Raw genomic sequence first — 16,563 nt, 5'->3', positions numbered from 1 at the left:
ACGCCAAAACAGAACGAGGGGAATCATGGCGTTGGACTGGGACAAGCTACGCGTGTTTCACGCTGCGGCGGAGGCGGGGTCGTTTACCCATGCGGCCGAGACATTGCATCTGTCGCAATCGGCGATCTCGCGGCAGGTCAGCGCGCTCGAGCATGATGTCGGCGTGCCGCTGTTCAACCGCCACGCCCGCGGGCTGGTGCTGACCGAGCAGGGTGAGATGCTGTTTCGCACGGCGCATGACGTGCTGATGAAGCTGGAGACCATCAAGTCCCGGCTGACCGAGACCAAGGATCGCCCGTCGGGCGTGCTGCGGGTGACGACGACGGTGGGGCTGGGCGCCGGCTGGCTGACCGAGCGGGTACAGGAATTCATCGAACTTTATCCCGAAATCAGCCTGCAGCTGATCCTCGCCAACGAGGAACTCGATCTCACCATGCGCCAGGCCGATTGCGCCATCCGGCTGCGCCAGCCGCAGCAGCCGGACCTGATCCAGCGCCGCCTGTTCACCGTGCATTTCCACCTCTACGCGGCCCCATCCTATGTCGCCAAGCATGGCAAGCCGTCTTCCGTCGCCGAGCTGAAGGCCCATCGCATCGTCACCTTCGGCGTGCCGGTGCCGTCGCATCTGTCGGAGCTGAACTGGCTGGAAACGGTCGGTGATTTCGAAGGCGGACAAAGGGTGCCGACGCTGCAGATCAACGACATATTGTCGATCAAGCGTGCGGTGCAGGGCGGTGCCGGCATCGCCATGCTGCCCGACTATGTGATCAGCAAGGACTCCGATCTGGTGCAGCTGCTGCCGGAGACCGAGGTGCCGTCTTTCGACACCTATTTCGCCTATCCCGACGCGATGAAGAACCAGGCCAAGCTGCACGTGTTCCGGGACTTCATCATCGCCAAGGCCCGAAGCTGGTCCTTCTGAGGGCATGCCGATATTCAAGTGAGGCCGCCGCGAATGGCCGCTTCCTGCGCTTCCCCGTCTACCGCATCGCGGTAGAACTGTGCTCACGTACTTAAGTACCCTCCGCTCCGGTTCTCGGCAGCCACCATTCTCGACTCGGCCTGACCTGAATCTCAACGCGCCCTGCGATGGTGGCTCAACCACGCCAGGGCGACAGTCGAGGCAGCCAGCCCGGGACGTTGCGGCGGTAGGTGTCGTATTCGGCGCCGTAGCGGTGAGCCAAGGTCGGCTCCTCGTAGAACCGCACGAAAGAGCCCATGACGATCGCGCCGATGACTGCATAGGCGACAAGCGCCCAGCTCGAGAACAGCAGCGCCTGGCCGAGGATGATCGACAGCACGGCGACATACATCGGGTTGCGGACATGGCGGTAGATGCCACCGATCACCAGCCTCTCGGTCGGGGCGACCGGTGCGGGTGTGCCCAGGCCCTCAAGCGCAAAACGGCCGAAGGCATGCAGGAGTGCCGCGACCGCGGCGACGATCAGAAGCCCGCCGACAGGGACAAAGCCCGGGAGACCAGACCACGGCAAGCCCCAGCGATCGGTCAACAGCCAAGGCACCAGCCCGGCAACCACGCAGGGCGCCGCGATGAAGAAGGCCGCACTGCCCGCGATCGCCGAAAACGTCCGCATTGGCTGCTTCCTCCCCGATTGCCTTACAAATGCACGCCTACTGCCCGCTTCCACATCATTGCCCAGTTTTGGCATTTCGAGCCGAAAGCCAGCCGAGATTAGCGATTCTGTAGTTGCAATTGCCCGATTCAGCGCTCCATTTCGACGATTTTGCTGGTCCTATTGGCTTCTGGAATGGGTTAGACCACAGCCTGCGTCTTTTTGCATGTGTGTGTTGCAAAATAGATGCTTGTTTCTTGGGCATGATGAGCACATATATAGATCATCTCCTGGGCGCGTTCTCCTCCCATTAGCGCCCTCGAGTGTTCCCCTCTGGAGGTTAGCCTTAACAGGCACTCCAATCAAACTCAGCCGGATCTTCATTGATCCGGCTTTTTTGTTGCCTGTGCCCTGCTGGGCCGGCCAAAAATTCCATCACAATTGCCACGTAACGGTGACATGTAACCTCTGGTAACATATCCCGGACGCCCGCGACCTGCTATGTAGATCATAGGACGCGGTGTGGTTCGGACGGGAGATGGGGGCATCACTCGTACGGCCCGGGCTCAGGCGGCTACCGCGTCCGAACCGTTTTTCCGCCGAACTCGGCGGTACCAAATGCGGCGGACCTGACGTTTTACCTCCCAAGGAAACGGTCCGCGAACAAAACGACGTCCGGCCCCGCCGGACGTCGTTTTCTCTTGTTCCCCCAAATCAGGTTCGAGAGGAACGCCACGCCATCAGGCAGCCTTGCCGTTGGTGTTCATCGCCTCGTCGGCCAGACGGCCGGTGAGTTCGGCCATGTGGTCGAAGACGGCACGGTAGCTGGCAACGCCCGCGGTCGCGGAGCGCAACTCGATGATCAGGTCGCCGATCTCGGCTTGCGGCATGGTTGCCTCGACGACATCCCATCCCGGCCAGTCGGGCCGCGCGTCGTAGCCGAGGATCTGGCCGCGCCGCTGCGGGATGAGCGCGATGATCTTCGAGGTGGCGTCGGACGGCGTGACGATCTCGACCTTCATCACCGGTTCCAGCAGCACCGGCGAGCAGGCGGCCATGCCTTCTTTCATCGCCAGCCTGGCCGCCATCTGGAAGGCCATGTCGGAGGAATCGACCGCGTGATACGAGCCGTCCGACAGGTTGACGGCGACATCGACCACGGGAAAGCCGAGCGGCCCGGACTTCAGATAGTCGCGCACGCCGGTTTCGACCGACTGGATGTAGGTCTTCGGCACGACGCCGCCGGTGATGGTATCGGTGAACTGGAAGCCGGAGCCGCGCGGCAGCGGCTTGATCTCGATCACCACATCGCCGAACTGGCCATGGCCGCCGGACTGTTTCTTGTGACGGCCGCGCTGCTGCGCCGGTTTGCGGATCGTCTCGCGATAGGGCACCGCCGGCGCATGGCCTTCGACCGGTATCTGGTTCTTGCCCTCCAGCCGTTCGCGCACGACGCGCAAATGCATCTCGCCATGGCCCGACAGCACGGTCTCGGCCGAGTCCTGATTGTGGCGCAGGCTAAGCGAAGGGTCTTCCTCGGCCAACCGCTGGATGGCGGCCGACATCTTCACTTCGTCCTTGCGCTCCTTGGGGCGCAACGCGAAGGCGAAGACCGGCTGCGGCGGCACGAACTCAAGCAGCGGCTTGATGCCGCCCCTGGCCGAACTCAGCGTCTGGCCGGTCTTGACCTCGTCCAGCTTGCCCAGCGCCACCGTGTCGCCGGCCTTGGCGATGGTGAGCTTAACCTGGTCCTTGCCGAGCATTCGGTAAATGCCGGAGACCTTGGCCGTGTCGCCGCCGGGCAGCCAAAGTTCGGAGCCGTCGACGACCTGGCCGGAGAGGATACGTGATACCGACAGTTTGCCGCCATGCGGCGTGTGGATGGTCTTGATTACCTGGACCAAGGTGGCCGCGCCGTCGGGTGCGCCGAGCCGCTTGCGGGTCGCCTCGATGTCGGGCGCGTCGTGGCGGATCGCCTTCAAGAGGCGCAGCACGCCGTTGCCTTTCTCGGCGGTGCCGATCAGCACCGGCGTCACCGCGCCGTCGCGCAGATCGGCGGCAAGGTCGTCGAAGACGGCGTCCTTGGGCGGCTCGATCTCTTCGAGCAGCTGTTCCATCAACTGGTCGTCATGGTCGGCCAGCGTCTCCAGCATGGAGAAGCGTGCCTCCAATTCGCGTGCCTTGTCGTCGCCGGGAATCTGCGCCACCTCGCTTTCGGCATATTCGCGATAGATGTAGGCGCGCTCCAGCGCCAGGTCGATCGAACCAATGACGACGCCGTCCTTGCGCAGCGGAATCTGGCGCAGCAGCAACGGCACGGCACTGGCCGGCTGCAGCATCTTCAGCGTGTCGCGCACACCGATGATTGCCTTGTCGACCTTGTTGAGGAACAGAATGCGCGGCACGCCGAGATCATCGAGCTTGCGCATGATCAGTTGCAGGGCAGGGATCTTCTTTTCGTCGGCCTCGGCTACGACCACCGCGAGGTCGCAGGCGGCCAGCACCGGCTCGGCCTCGAAGGAGAATTCGATGGAACCGGGACAGTCGACGAAGGTGATCTGCTCGCCCATGAATTCGGTTGTGGCGACCGTCGCCTCGACGCTCATGGCGTGGGCGCGCGCCTCGGGCGAATGATCTGAAACGGTGTTACCTGATGAAACGGGATTTTGTCGGGGAATTGAGCCCGTACGGGCCAATATGGCTTCGAGAAGTGTCGTCTTACCGCTTGCGAAGGGACCGACTATGGCAATGCATTTCGGTCCCGTGCGTCGTCCTCCGGCGCGAGTACCCATGACTGACCTCCACTCAGGCGTTTCCCGTAGGACCGACTGGCATGTATGGTTCTGAGCGGCGGCCGGCCTGTTCGACCGTCGCGGGCGGGTTCTTTTCAAGTGCCACCTGCCCAAAGCCATCGTCCCACTTGTTTGCCGGCAGGGCAAGAAAAATAGAAACCCTTTGCTCGGCCGTGGACCGTGCGGATCATATGCTGGGCTGGCAGCCGGAAGCTGTTGCACGTCGATCGATATCGGCCGAAACTGAAAACAGGCGATCCGTCGCCCGCTGTTTGAAGGACCATCGACCCATGAAGATCATTGCCTGCGGCAGCGTGCCGACCGTCATCGCACCGGAAAAATACTTTACCGGCCGGGTGCTGCAGACGCCGATCATCGAGAAAGAGGCGCCGGCGCGGCTGCGGGCCACGCTGGTCAGCTTCGAGCCGGGCGCGCGCACCCACTGGCATACGCATCCGCTTGGCCAGACGCTTTACGTGACGGTGGGCGCCGGGCTTGCCCAGACGTGGGGCGGCCCGGTCCAGGAGATCAGGGCCGGCGACGTCATCTCGTTCGCGCCTGGCGAAAAACACTGGCATGGCGCGGCGCCGAAATCGGCGATGACGCATATCGCGATGCAGGAGGCGCTCGACGATGTCCATGCCGATTGGCTGGAGGGGGTGACATCGGAACAATATGGCGGCTGAATGCTCAGTCCGCAGGAAGCCGGCTTCTCTTCCAGCCGCTACATTTTTAGAAGAGGGCGACTCGCGGCGAGTCCCGTATCGTGGCGCAGGCCATGCTCAATCGCCGGATCGACAGCGCCATGCCGCCCCTTCAACTGACCGTCGGTCAGTGATGATTGCGAAACTCACGTCCGGACGTAGCCATGTCAAAGCACCGTTTGCCCCTGGTCGCCGCTGTCTATCTTGGTTCGTTCGTGGCTCTGCTCGACGTCAGCATCGTCAATGTCGCGCTGCCGACCATCCAGCAGGCGTTGCAAACCGATTTCGGCGGCCTGCAATGGGTGGTCGACGCCTACACGCTGTGCCTGTCCGCCTTCATGCTGTCGTCGGGCCTGATCGGCGACCGCTACGGCCGCAAGCGCTCGTGGCTGGCCGGCGTCGGCATCTTCGTGGCCGGCTCGCTGATCTGCGCCGTCGCGCCCAATCTGCCGGTGCTACTGGCCGGCCGAGTGGTACAGGGCATCGCCGGCTCGCTGCTCATTCCAGGCGCGCTGTCGATCCTGACGCAGGCCTTTCCCGATGCGCGCCAGCGCGCCGGCGTCATTGGCGGCTGGGCGTCGTTCGCTGCCATCTCTCTGCTCGTTGGTCCCGTCCTCGGTGGCATCCTGGTCGAGACCGTCGGCTGGCAAAGCATCTTCCTGATCAACCTGCCGCTGGGCTTGATCACGATCGCGCTCGGTGCTGCTTCGATCAACGAGACGGCGCATCCCGAACATGCCCATCTCGATCTCGTCGGTCTGGCTCTCAGCATCCTGTGGCTGGGGGCGCTGACCTTTGGCCTGATCTCGGCCGGCGAGAATGGCTGGGGCGAGCCAAGGACGGTCGCGGCGCTCATCGCCGGCGTCGTCGGCCTGGCTGCTTTCCTCGGCTTCGAGGCGCGCACGGCACGGCCGATGCTGCCGCTTGGCCTGTTCCGTGACGTTCGCTTCGCCGTCGCCAATGTCGCTTCGTTCGCGCTCGGCTTCACCTCCTATTCCAGCGTCTTCTTCTTCTCGATGTTCCTGCAGCAGGTGCAGGGCTGGTCGCCGACGCAGACCGGCCTGCGCATGGCGCCGGCTTTCATCGTCCAGATCGTGGTGTCGCCATGGATCGGCAGGCTGAGCGCGCGCTATGGTCACTCCGCGCTGATGACCATCGGCTATGTTGCTATCGGTCTGTCCATGCTCGGCATGTGCTGGGCCGTCCCTTCGACATCCTACGCGATGCTGTGTCTTCTGTTCGCCATTGGCGGCCTCGGCAATGCGCTGGCGATTCCAACCGGCAGCGCCGCGGCCATGTCCTATGCGCCGCGCGAACGCTCGGGCATGGTGTCGGCGGTCATCAATGCCACCCGCCAGAGCGGTCTTGCCATCGGCATCGCCTTGCTCGGCGCCTTGATGAGCATGCGGGCGACCAACCTTTTGACCGGGTATCTCGGCGATGCCGGTGTCGCCAACGCGGAAGCGGTGGCCCGTGCTGCAATTTCGCGGCATGATTTCGCAACCGATGCGGCGATGGGCGAAAGCGGCGTGCATGAACTCTATACTGCCGCCTATGCCGGCGGCTTCCACGCCGCGATGCTGACAGCAGCGATCGGCGCGTTCCTCACCGCCGCACTGCTGGTTGCCGTGTTGGCGCCGGCCGAGGCGCGCTCTGCCAAAGAGACCAAGCACGAGGCGTGAGGCTGACGACCCATTAAAAACCCGGCGGTGATGAACTGACCCCCGAAAGTTGGACACAACCTTCGGGGTTTTTCGCGTTCATAGTGCGTCGGTCAGGTCAGCGAAGCCGTAAAACGCTGGATGCGTGTGCAGGCTTCTTCCAGAAGCGTCTCCGAGGTCGCGTAGGAGATGCGGAAGTTGGGCCCGAGGCCGAAGGCCGAGCCGAACACCACCGCGACGCCCTCGGCTTCGAGCAGTTCCGAGCAGAAGGTCTCGTCGGTGTCGATCAGCCTGCCAGCTTTGGTCTTCTTGCCGATCAGCTGGGCGCAGGAGGGATAGACATAGAAGGCGCCTTCCGGCGACGGACAGGTGATGCCGCGTGCCTGGTTGAGCATCGACACGACAAGGTCGCGCCTGCCTTGAAAGATCGCCTTGTTTTTGGCGATGAAATCCTGCGGGCCATTCAGCGCCTCGACGGATGCCCATTGCGCAATGGTGCAGGCGCCCGATGTTTGCTGACCCTGGATCATGTCCATCGCCTTGATCAGTTGAACCGGACCCGCTGCATAACCGATGCGCCAGCCGGTCATGGCATAGGCTTTCGACACGCCGTTCATGGTCAGCGTGCGCTCATAGAGTTTCGGCTCGACCTCGGCGATGGTCTTGAAGACGAAATCGCCATAGGTCAGGTGCTCGTACATGTCGTCGGTCAGCGTCCAGACATGCGGATGCCTCAACAGCACGTCGGCCAGCGCGCGCAGTTCGGCCTCGGTGTAGGCAGCGCCCGAGGGATTCGACGGCGAGTTCATCAGCAGCCACTTCGTGCGCGGCGTGATCGCCTTTTCCAGCACGGAAGCGGTCAGCTTGAAGCCGTTGTCGATCGAGGTGTCGGCAAACACGGAGGTGCCGCCGCAGATCGCCACCATCTCGGGGTAGCTGACCCAGTAGGGGCGAGGAATGATGACCTCGTCGCCGGGGTTCAGCGTCGCCATGAAGGCGTTGAACAGGATCTGCTTGCCGCCGGTGCCGACTATGGTCTGCTCGGGCTTGTAGTCGAGATTGTTCTCGCGCTTGAACTTTTTTGCGATCGCCTCGCGCAGCGGCACGATGCCCGAAACCGGCGGATACTTGGTTTCGCCACGGTGGATTGCCTCAATCGCCGCATTCTTGATGTTGTCTGGCGTGTCGAAATCCGGTTCGCCGGCGCCAAGCCCAATAATGTCACGGCCGGCATTTTTCAGCTCGCGCGCTTTCTGCGTGACCGCGATGGTGGCGGAAGGCTTCACGCGGGAAAGGGTGTCGGCAAGAAAGGCCATGAGCTTGACGTCTCCATGGAAGATCGGCGCGGCCAGGAGCGACCGCGGCGCTTCTCATGTCGCATGATTTCGCGCAACGCAAGCATTGTCGGCTGATCCAGGTCTCAAGGAGCTGTGATCGGAACCGGGGCCGGCAACAATAAATTCATTAACGAGCGGTAGAGGCTTGAGTGGCAGGATCGCAGACCAATTGCGGAGCGAGGAACCGTGTCGCGCAGCGTCGGGCTTGCCCACATCATCCGCCAGGACGACGGCACCTCCACCGGTGTCTGGGGCATCTACACGCTGCAAAGCGCCTTCCAGCCGATCTNGCCGATCTTCGCTTTCAAGGAAGGCAAGCTGTCGGTGGTCGCGTTCGAAGGGCTGATCCGACCGTTCCGCGACGGCGAGCCACAATCGCCGATGAATTTCTTCTCGACCTGTCCGGCCGCCGACCGGCTGCATATCGAGGCGCTGACCAGGACGCTGCATCTTCTCAACGCCGGTGCCTGCCTGCCGCGGGAAGCGTCGATCTTCGTCAATTTCGACCCGTCGGTGTTCACCGAACGCACTGTTGCCGACGCTGCCTTGCGCGACATGCGGCTCGTGCTGCACGAGGCCGGCATCGACCCGCGTCGCGTCGTCTGCGAGGTGACCGAGCAGCGGTCGGCGTCGCAGGAAGCCTTGCACGGCTTCGTCGCGGCACTGAGGGCCAACGGTTTTCGCATCGCCGTCGACGATTATGGCGCCGACGATTCCGACATCAATCGGGTCAAGGAGTTGAAGCCGGATATCGTCAAGTTCGATGCCTACTGGATCACGCAGCTGATGGAGTCCGGCGCCGGCTTTGCGTTGCTGACCGCCATGGTGAAGAACTTCGAGGAGCAAGGCATCCATACGGTGTTCGAAGGCATCGAGGAGGGCTGGCAACTGGAGCTCGCCGAGAAATCGGGTGCGTCGATGGTGCAGGGTTTCGTGCTGGCGCGGCCCGAATTGGCGCCGACCAGCTTTGGCGTCTTCGACAAGGCCAGGCAGGCGCCTGTCGCTGCTGCCGTCGACACGGTTCCTGCCGTGGCAACGCCTTCGGCGCGGCCGGTCAAGGCCTTCGGGCGCCGTGTGGCGACATGAGAGATGATCGGCGGCGCAATGTCGGCGATGCGATCCAGGTCGACGAAGTCGGCATCGAATACGGCATATATGGCGAGTTCCGGCTGCGCAGCGCCTACCAGCCGATTTTCGCGCCGCGCGGCCGTTTCCTTCACGCGGTCGCGGCCGAAGCCCTGATCGAGCCGCACCGTGCCGGCCGCCCCGGTGCGCCAAAAATGTTCTTCGAAAGCGTTGCCGTCTCGGACCGGCTGTTTGTGGAAACCATGTGCCGGGCGCTGCATCTCAGGAATTTCCGCAATATAGGCGTCGATGGGCTCGACCTGTTCTTCAACTACAATCCGCTGATCAACGACCATGCCGGGCGGGCACTGGCCGAGATTCGCCTGATGACCAGGCATCTCGGCGAGTTCGGCCTGGCGCCGGCCATGCTGGTCTGCGAAATCACCGAACAGGCGGCCGACGATGCGGTTCTCACGCGGCTGGTGCGCGAATTGCGGCGCGACGGCATCCGCATCGCCATCGACGATTTCGGCACCGGACACTCGACCGAGGAGCGGGTGAGCCTGCTCAAGCCCGACATCGTCAAGATCGACGGCACCTGGTTCGCGGAGTTCTGCCGCCACGCCGCCGCCGAACGGTTCTTCCGCCCGCTGGTTTCCAGCCTGCATGACCGCGGCGCCAAGGTGCTGGTCGAAGGCATCGAGCAGCCCACCCATCTGCGCGTCGCGCTCGAAGGCGGCGTCGACCTGCTGCAGGGTTTTCTCCTCGCCCGTCCCGCGCTTGCCGGCACGGTATTCGAGGAAAAGCCGCTGGTCATCGATGCGCTGCTGGGCCGGGACAGCAAGGTCGTGCCCCTCTTTGGCTAGGGCATGCCGACAATTGGTGCCGTGAGCGTCCTTGGACGCTTTGCATCAGCGGCGCTGATCGTCGTACCAAAACAAATCATTGGTTGAGGCCGCCGCCGCTGCGATAATCGCGCGGAGACAGTGCTCCGGAGAACAGCCATGATACTCTACGGCATGATCGACAGCGGCAATTGCTACAAGCCGCGCCTGCTGATGGCCAAGCTTGGCCTTGCCTTTACCAATGTCGGAGTGAGTTCGCACACAGGCGACACACGCAAAGCCGATTTTGTCGCCAAGAACCCGAACGCCATGGTGCCGCTGCTCGAGTTCGACGATGGCCGGCGGCTGGCCGAATCCAACGCCATCCTGCTCTATCTCGCCGAAGGCACCCGCTTCCTGCCGGCGGACAGGTATGAGCGTGGGCTCGCCTATCAATGGCTGTTCTTCGAACAATACAGCCACGAGCCCTACATCGCCGTGCGCAAGGCGCTGCTGACCTTCCCCGAACGTGCCGGGGATGCGACGCCGGAGCGGCTGGCGGTGACGCTGGAGCGCGGCAACAAGGCGCTCGGCGTGATGAACAGGCATCTGGAAAACAATGCTTTCTTTTCCGGCAGCACGCTCAGCGTCGCCGACATCGCGCTGTATGCCTATACGCATACGGCAGAGCAGGGCGGCTTCCAGTTCGACGCCTATCCGGCCGTGGCGGCCTGGCTTGGCCGGGTAGAGGCCGATCCGGGGCATGTGCCGATCGAGTGGCTGCCTTAGTTTTGTCCTCACGCCGTCGCCGCTTCGCGGCTGCTCCGGACGGGGCGCGCCAACAGGCGCGACGCCCGGTCGGGCTTGCGGCCTTCGGCCGAGGCGTGAATGGCTCCCTGAGCGAGATGATTGGCTATTTCAGGAGACGGTCGTAATCGGCATGGACGCCGAGCCTCCCAGAACGATGGGGAGGCGACGTGATTCACAGAGGACGCGTCCGGCCAGCGCGATGATCCGCCAGTGCCTGTTCGGCAAGCTTGTCCAATCGGCCGGCCTTCGCATCGGCCTCGATCTGCCGATCCCACATGTCCGCCCGAAGCGCCTCGAACCAGGCGGCAAACGCCTTCAGTTCTTCGGCGCTTAGTTCGGCGACGGATTTTTCGATTTGCTCAAGCTTGGTCATGGCTGAATAGTACCACTATTGGGCCAAAAGTACCACAAGTGGTACTATAGATCCTAGCTGAGGCGCCTGATCTCCAGACAGCAAAAAAGGCGGGATAAATCCCGCCTTCCATGCTTGGTAGCCTGATCGGGAGCGTCCGGTCCGGGCTGGCAGCTATCTGCTGATCCAGCTTGTCGGGTCTTTCCGCTCCAGCGCGCTTCTCGCGCGACTGTCAGTACATCCGTGACTTGCCGCGCGCCCCGAGCTCTCGCCCGGCGCGCGCTATCGCAAAATCAGGCTGCCTTGCTCAGAGATCCAGCGGACGACTTGCCAGTGCGGCGGTCCTGCTCGATCTCGAAGTTGATCTTCTGGCCTTCGACCAGGGTCGACAGTCCAGCACGCTCGACAGCGGAGATATGGACGAAAACGTCCGCGCCGCCCGCGTCAGGCTGAATGAAGCCGAAGCCCTTGGTGGCGTTGAACCACTTGACCGTTCCTGTTGCCATTTTAGATAGTCCTTCAACATTTGCTTTAGATTGACCGGACCGAAGTCCAGCCGGTGTGCATCGAGATTTTGGAGATAGACGTCAGCAAACGCGAAGATCGCGAGGCCCGGATCGATCGGCCGAAATATCAATGGAAGGCATATAGGCTGGTTTCGCATAAAATACAAGACTGCGTGAGAAAGCCGTGATCGAGCGCTGCCCAACGGCTGCCCCAATCTGCTGAAAACGTTGCGGCAGATCACGCTGTTCTCGAGCGGCGGATCAGGGGAGACGACCATGAAAATCATTCTGCTTGCCGCCTGCCTCACGCTTGTCGCCGCTCAGGCGCAGGCGATCTCGCGCTACGACCCGACGCGTATGAGCTGCGGCAAGGTTCAGGGGACGATCGCCCGGCAAGGGGCCGTCATCCTGCGCTACCAGTCGAAGCGGGTGCCTGGGCTGCCGCTCTACGACCGCTATGTACAGAGCCAGCGATTCTGCAGCATGGGCGAGGTGAGGACACGGGCCTACGTGCCGAGCGCCGACACAAAGTCCTGCCCGGTCTACAACTGTAAGCGGCCGGACAATGACCGGCATTTCCGCCGGCGGTTCTTCCACAACAACTAGCGCTTATCGACCGGCAGCCATTGCTCTCAATCCCGGATGTGTTCTGTGAGCATGGACACAAATTGCGTCACCTTTTGCGGGCGAAAGCGCGCTGCCGGATAGACCACGTGAATGCCGCCGGAGGGCAGCACCCAGTCGGGGAGCACGTGGACGAGGCGGCCTTGCGATAGGTGGTCGACGACCAGATAGTCCGGCAGAACTGCCAGTCCGCCCCCGGCGAGCGTCGCTTCCAGCACAGCCGGCGTCGAGTTGATGGAGAATGCCTCGCGCAGGGTGATGGTGCGCGGCTCGAAACCGCCTCGGGTAAAGTTCCAGGTGAACGGCTTGCGAAGCACGGCATTGGCAACGAGCGGTAAGGAAGAAAGGTCTTCTGGCTTGTCTACTCTGATCCCGGCGGCGAAATCCCGCGACGCGACCAGGATTTGCCGGAAGGTGCCGATGCGGCGCGCCTGCTGGCTGGAGTCCTCCAGCCAGCCGACCCGGATGGACAGGTCTATCTTGTTGTCGATCAAGTCAATTATGGCATCGGAAATGAGCAGTTCGACGCCGCAGGCAGGAAATTTCTTGCGAAAGCGGGCGGCGATCGGGGCCAGCACGATCGCGCCATAATCATTGGACGCGGAAACACGCAGCACACCGGCCACCTCGGCGTTGGCCTCGCCAACCTCGGCGATCGCTTCTTCGACATCCCGCAGGATCAGAACGCAGCGTGCATGCAGAAGACGGCCTGCTTCCGTCGGCTCGACCCTTCGCGTCGTGCGCACGAGAAGCGTGGTTCGCAGCTCAGCCTCAAGGCGCGCGACCTGTTGGCTGACAACTGTTTTCGTGATGCCGAGCCGCTCGGCCGCGCGGGTGAAGGAACCCGCGTCGACCACCGTGGCAAAATAGGCGAGGGCGATTGAGGTTTATCGATTCCACCACGAAGGCTCATTGTAAGCTTTCAACATACAGTTTGTATTATTATAGCCAATTTATTGATTAATCCAAAGAGCCTACCGTGCCGTTCCACCGTCCGTCCTGCGGCCGGCGGGTGCGCAGCCGCATCCGATCCCTTTCATTCAACGGAGATATTCCATGTTCACGAGGAGACAGATCATGAAGACCTCATTGGCCCTCGGCGCAACCGCCGCTTTCGCTCCCATCGACAGCGGCCGAGCCGCCGGCGCCAAGCTTGGCTGGAAACACTTCCCGGCGGGTCCAAACGGCTTCTTCCGTGCGCCGGTGCTGCTGTCGGGGCCGAGCGAAGCCCTGTTGATCGATGGCGGCTTCACCTATCCGGACGGCAAAGCGCTCGCCGATGCCATCAAGGCCAGCGGCAAGAAGCTGACCACCATCTACGTCACTCAGTCCGATCCCGATTACTACTTCGGCCTGAAGCCGGTGCGGGACGCCTTCCCGGAGGCGAAAGTGATCGCCGCCTCCGCCACGCTGGAAGCCATCAAGGGCAATGTGGAGAAGAAGCTCGCCGTCTGGGGTCCGCAATTGAAGGAAAATGGCCCGCAGGCGCTGTCCGACATCGTCTTCCCCGAGGCATTCGACGGCGCAACGCTGACCGTCGATGGCGAGACTGTCGAGATCGTCAATGCGGAAGAAGGATTGGCCAACCGCCGCTATCTGTTCGTGCCGTCGCTCAATGCCGTTTTCGGCGGAGTGATGATCTTCTCGGGCGTTCATGTCTGGACCGCCGACACGCAGACCAGGGAGAGCCGCGCCGCTTGGATCAAGACGCTGGACGCGATTGCCGCCCGCAAGCCCGCTGTCGTGGTGCCTGGCCACATGGCCCCCGATGCCGCGATCGGTCCTTCGGCGGTGGAGTTCACCAAGTCCTATCTCATCACCTTCGAGGAAGAACTGGGCAAGGCGGCAGACAGCGCCGCGTTGAAGGCGGCCATGGAGGCCCGCTTCCCCGGCCTCGGTATGGGCGTCGCCCTCGATGTCGGATCCAAGGTCGCCAAGGGCGAGATGAAGTGGGGCTGAGATGGCGACGAACCTCGATTTGATCCGTAGAACCTACGAGGGAACTTCCGAGGAGAACGGCCGCAATCTGCTGGCCGTTCTTTCCGCCGACATCGAATGGACCGAGGCGGAAGGGTTTCCCTATGCCGGCACCTATATCGGCGTCGAGGCCCTGATGCAGGGTGTTTTCAAGCGGCTCGGCTCGGAGTGGACCGGATACCACGCCGCCGTGCACAGTTTCATTGCCGATGGCGACCGGGTGGCGGCCTTCGGCGTGTATTCCGGTACATACAAGGCGACGGGAAAATCCATGACGGCCCCCTTCGCTCATCTCTACGAACTGCGGGACGGCAAGAGCATCCGCATGCGGCAGTATGTCGATACGGTCCTCGTCGCGCGCGCACTGACCTGACACCGACGCAACCAGGGAGACATCCATGCTGCAACTTAAACCCGACGATGACGGACGGTCGCGACTCGGTCAGGCAGCTTCTGGAAAAGATGGGAGTTGCCCATTGGCCGAAACAGGCGGTCGACTTCAAGCGGGTGATCGCCCAAGGCGATCTTGTCATGCCCCAGGTCGTTCAGCCGAAAACGGCTGACACGCCAGAGACGGTCATCGTGGATATTTTCCGCGTTGGAAGCCGGTGCCCGCCAACCCGGTCAACAGGCGATCGATGTACTGATCCCGGCTTACTGCCAGCACCGGCCGCCGTTCAAAACCCGAACGACACCTGCGCCGGTGGCAGCGGGCCGACGCGCACGCCTTCCATGGCCAGCATCTTCTCCTTGGTGATCGATCCGCCGGGCGCCGAGAAGCCGCCGATCTTGCCGCCGGCGGCAAGGATGCGATGGCAAGGGATGACCAGCGGCACCGGATTGGCGCCAAGGGCGGCCCCGGTTTCGCGGGCGAGCCCGGCATGGCCGGCGGTTTTGGCCAGCTCACCATAGGTGGTGGTTTCGCCGAAGGAGAGTTTTCGCGCCGCGTCGTAAATGGCGAGGCGGAAATCGTCGACGCCGTCGAGATCGACCGGCACGGCGGAGAAATCGATGTCCTCGCCCGCCGCATAGGCCTTGATCGCTGCGATCAGCTCGACCACCCATGGCGGCTGCGCCGTGGAGGTGGAAACGCCGCCATGGCGCAGCAGGCGCCGCTCCACCGCTTCGCGGCTGCGTTCGGGCAGGCAGAGCCGGATCAGGCCCTTTTCGCTCCAGGCAATGCCCATGAAACCGATCACTGTTTCTAACACTGCGTGGCCGGCCGTGATCGAAGCTGTCGTGACCATGATGCGCTCCTTCCCGCAAAGTGGCGAAATCCGGGATTCGTCCCAGTACATATCCGGAACAATATGGCACCACCGCCTGCGTCTCGCCACCCGAAAACCACCTGATCGCCCCGATTGCCCGGCCTGAATCGCTGGTGTAAGGGATTTCTTAACAACCCGACAAACCGGACCCGAGCGCGGCTTGCCAGCAAAACTCAACCTTATCGCGATCGGCGTGATCCTGGCCGCCGCCGGCATCAGCGGCTGCACGTCGACCTCGCAGATGAAGTCCGCGCCTGCTCTCACCGAAACAGCGACCGTCGCCGGCACTGACGCCGGCTTCACCGTGCCTCTGCCGGAGACGGTTTCGGTGCTGCCGGAATCATCGGGAATCGCCCCCGCTCAGACGGCCGAACTGCCGCTCGATCCCGCCGCACAGCCGGCTGCCGCGACCGCCGCTTTTGCCGGATCGACACCGGCGGCACCAGCCGTGCCCGCGGTGATGACCGCCAATGCCTGGCAGGCGCCGCCGCCGGCAAAGGCGAGCGAGCCGGTCAAGGCGGCCGAGACCTATACGACCGCGGGGCTCGTCATACCGGCAACCGCCAAGGGCGATCGCATGCCGGGCGTCCAGCAGGTCGCCTATGTCGTGCCGCAGAACCCGGCGGCCCTGGTCCAGTTCCCGGCAGGGCCCGTGCAAGAAGAACACGCGACGGGCGTGCGTGGCGATGTCGAGCGGCTGATCGAGAAATATGCGGCGATCTATCAGGTGCCGGTGGATCTGGTGCGCCATGTCGTCAACCGCGAGAGCACCTTCAACCCAAAAGCCTACAACAACGGCCATTGGGGACTGATGCAGATCAAACACGCGACGGCGCGCGGCATGGGCTATGACGGGCCGGCCAAGGGCCTGTTCGACGCCGATACCAATCTGAAATACGCGGTGAAATATCTGCGCGGCGCCTGGCTGGTGGCCGGCGGCAACGCCAAGAAGGCCGACTGGCTCTATCAAACCGGCTATTATTACGACGCCAAGCGCAAGGGCCTGCTCGAGGCGACCGGCCTTGGCCGCGACCGCCAGCGCCGCCGCCTGCAGCCCGACGCCTGAGCG

Annotated in this window: 16 protein-coding genes and 1 pseudogene; 10 read left to right on the top strand and 7 right to left on the bottom strand. The window is 63.0% G+C overall.

From position 1 onward, the window contains the following. Nucleotides 1–25: 25 nt before the first annotated feature. Nucleotides 26–922, top strand: a complete 897-nt coding sequence (locus X735_RS159265) for a LysR family transcriptional regulator (protein ID WP_023809733.1) — start codon at nucleotides 26–28, stop codon at nucleotides 920–922. A 175-nt stretch (nucleotides 923–1,097) separates the two neighbouring features. Here the strand turns inward: X735_RS159265 and X735_RS159270 are convergent, their stop codons facing one another. Beyond that, nucleotides 1,098–1,595 carry an isoprenylcysteine carboxylmethyltransferase family protein gene (locus tag X735_RS159270; protein WP_023809732.1) on the bottom strand — a complete coding sequence of 166 codons (498 nt, stop codon included), beginning with the start codon at nucleotides 1,593–1,595 and terminating at the stop codon, nucleotides 1,098–1,100. Nucleotides 1,596–2,314: 719 nt separating this feature from the next. Further along, on the bottom strand, nucleotides 2,315–4,366 hold the full coding sequence (locus X735_RS159275; protein ID WP_023809731.1) for an elongation factor G: 2,052 nt from the start codon (nucleotides 4,364–4,366) through the stop codon (nucleotides 2,315–2,317). A 290-nt stretch (nucleotides 4,367–4,656) separates the two neighbouring features. Between X735_RS159275 and X735_RS159280 the strand changes: the two genes are divergently transcribed. Together X735_RS159280 and X735_RS159285 are read left to right on the top strand one after the other, a co-directional pair. Next, nucleotides 4,657–5,052 (top strand): cupin domain-containing protein, encoded by a 396-nt coding sequence (locus tag X735_RS159280; RefSeq protein ID WP_023809730.1) that lies wholly within the window; start codon nucleotides 4,657–4,659, stop codon nucleotides 5,050–5,052. Between the two features lie 182 nt (nucleotides 5,053–5,234). Continuing rightward, a complete protein-coding gene (locus X735_RS159285; protein WP_023809729.1) occupies nucleotides 5,235–6,752 on the top strand; it encodes an MFS transporter in 1,518 nt (505 codons plus the stop codon). Between the two features lie 92 nt (nucleotides 6,753–6,844). On the opposite strand, the gene X735_RS159290 is transcribed toward X735_RS159285, so the two are convergent. Beyond that, nucleotides 6,845–8,047: a pyridoxal phosphate-dependent aminotransferase gene (locus tag X735_RS159290; protein ID WP_023809728.1), complete on the bottom strand. Its 1,203-nt coding sequence runs from the start codon at nucleotides 8,045–8,047 to the stop codon at nucleotides 6,845–6,847. 207 nt (nucleotides 8,048–8,254) lie between these two features. On the opposite strand from X735_RS159290, the gene X735_RS159295 reads away from it, so the two are divergent. From X735_RS159295 to X735_RS159305, 3 genes are all read left to right on the top strand, one after another. Beyond that, nucleotides 8,255–9,154 carry an EAL domain-containing protein gene (locus tag X735_RS159295; RefSeq protein ID WP_023809727.1) on the top strand — a complete coding sequence of 300 codons (900 nt, stop codon included), beginning with the start codon at nucleotides 8,255–8,257 and terminating at the stop codon, nucleotides 9,152–9,154. After that, nucleotides 9,151–9,999 (top strand): EAL domain-containing protein, encoded by an 849-nt coding sequence (locus X735_RS159300; RefSeq protein WP_023809726.1) that lies wholly within the window; start codon nucleotides 9,151–9,153, stop codon nucleotides 9,997–9,999. Before X735_RS159295 ends, X735_RS159300 begins: the two co-directional genes overlap by 4 nt. 138 nt (nucleotides 10,000–10,137) lie before the next feature. Further along, entirely contained in the window at nucleotides 10,138–10,746 is a 609-nt protein-coding gene (locus X735_RS159305; RefSeq protein WP_023809725.1) for a glutathione S-transferase family protein, read from the top strand. Nucleotides 10,747–10,939: 193 nt separating this feature from the next. Here X735_RS159305 and X735_RS159310 read toward each other — a convergent pair whose 3' ends face one another. Together X735_RS159310 and X735_RS159315 are read right to left on the bottom strand one after the other, a co-directional pair. After that, a complete protein-coding gene (locus tag X735_RS159310; RefSeq protein ID WP_023809724.1) occupies nucleotides 10,940–11,140 on the bottom strand; it encodes a hypothetical protein in 201 nt (66 codons plus the stop codon). Between the two features lie 272 nt (nucleotides 11,141–11,412). Continuing rightward, nucleotides 11,413–11,625 (bottom strand): cold-shock protein, encoded by a 213-nt coding sequence (locus X735_RS159315; RefSeq protein ID WP_010910991.1) that lies wholly within the window; start codon nucleotides 11,623–11,625, stop codon nucleotides 11,413–11,415. 276 nt (nucleotides 11,626–11,901) lie between these two features. On the opposite strand from X735_RS159315, the gene X735_RS159320 reads away from it, so the two are divergent. Then, complete coding sequence (locus X735_RS159320; protein ID WP_023809723.1) at nucleotides 11,902–12,231, top strand: hypothetical protein; 330 nt, start codon at nucleotides 11,902–11,904, stop codon at nucleotides 12,229–12,231. Nucleotides 12,232–12,257: 26 nt separating this feature from the next. On the opposite strand, the pseudogene X735_RS01000000165620 reads toward X735_RS159320, so the two are convergent. Next, nucleotides 12,258–13,149 (bottom strand): annotated as a pseudogene (locus X735_RS01000000165620) (LysR family transcriptional regulator). Nucleotides 13,150–13,305: 156 nt separating this feature from the next. Here X735_RS01000000165620 and X735_RS159325 point away from each other — a divergent pair. Further along, entirely contained in the window at nucleotides 13,306–14,208 is a 903-nt protein-coding gene (locus X735_RS159325; protein WP_023809722.1) for an MBL fold metallo-hydrolase, read from the top strand. A gap of 1 nt (nucleotide 14,209) precedes the next feature. After that, nucleotides 14,210–14,599 (top strand): nuclear transport factor 2 family protein, encoded by a 390-nt coding sequence (locus X735_RS159330; RefSeq protein ID WP_023809721.1) that lies wholly within the window; start codon nucleotides 14,210–14,212, stop codon nucleotides 14,597–14,599. A gap of 304 nt (nucleotides 14,600–14,903) precedes the next feature. Here X735_RS159330 and X735_RS159335 read toward each other — a convergent pair whose 3' ends face one another. Further along, entirely contained in the window at nucleotides 14,904–15,473 is a 570-nt protein-coding gene (locus tag X735_RS159335) for a methylated-DNA--[protein]-cysteine S-methyltransferase (protein WP_023809720.1), read from the bottom strand. Nucleotides 15,474–15,654: 181 nt separating this feature from the next. Here X735_RS159335 and X735_RS159340 point away from each other — a divergent pair, with 181 nt between their 5' ends. Further along, on the top strand, nucleotides 15,655–16,560 hold the full coding sequence (locus X735_RS159340; protein WP_023809719.1) for a lytic transglycosylase domain-containing protein: 906 nt from the start codon (nucleotides 15,655–15,657) through the stop codon (nucleotides 16,558–16,560). The last annotated feature ends 3 nt before the right edge of the window (nucleotides 16,561–16,563 follow it).

The sequence above is a fragment of the Mesorhizobium sp. L2C084A000 genome, from assembly GCF_000502875.1.
GTDB lineage: Bacteria > Pseudomonadota > Alphaproteobacteria > Rhizobiales > Rhizobiaceae > Mesorhizobium.
This window is presented reverse-complemented; position numbering and strand designations above follow the sequence as displayed.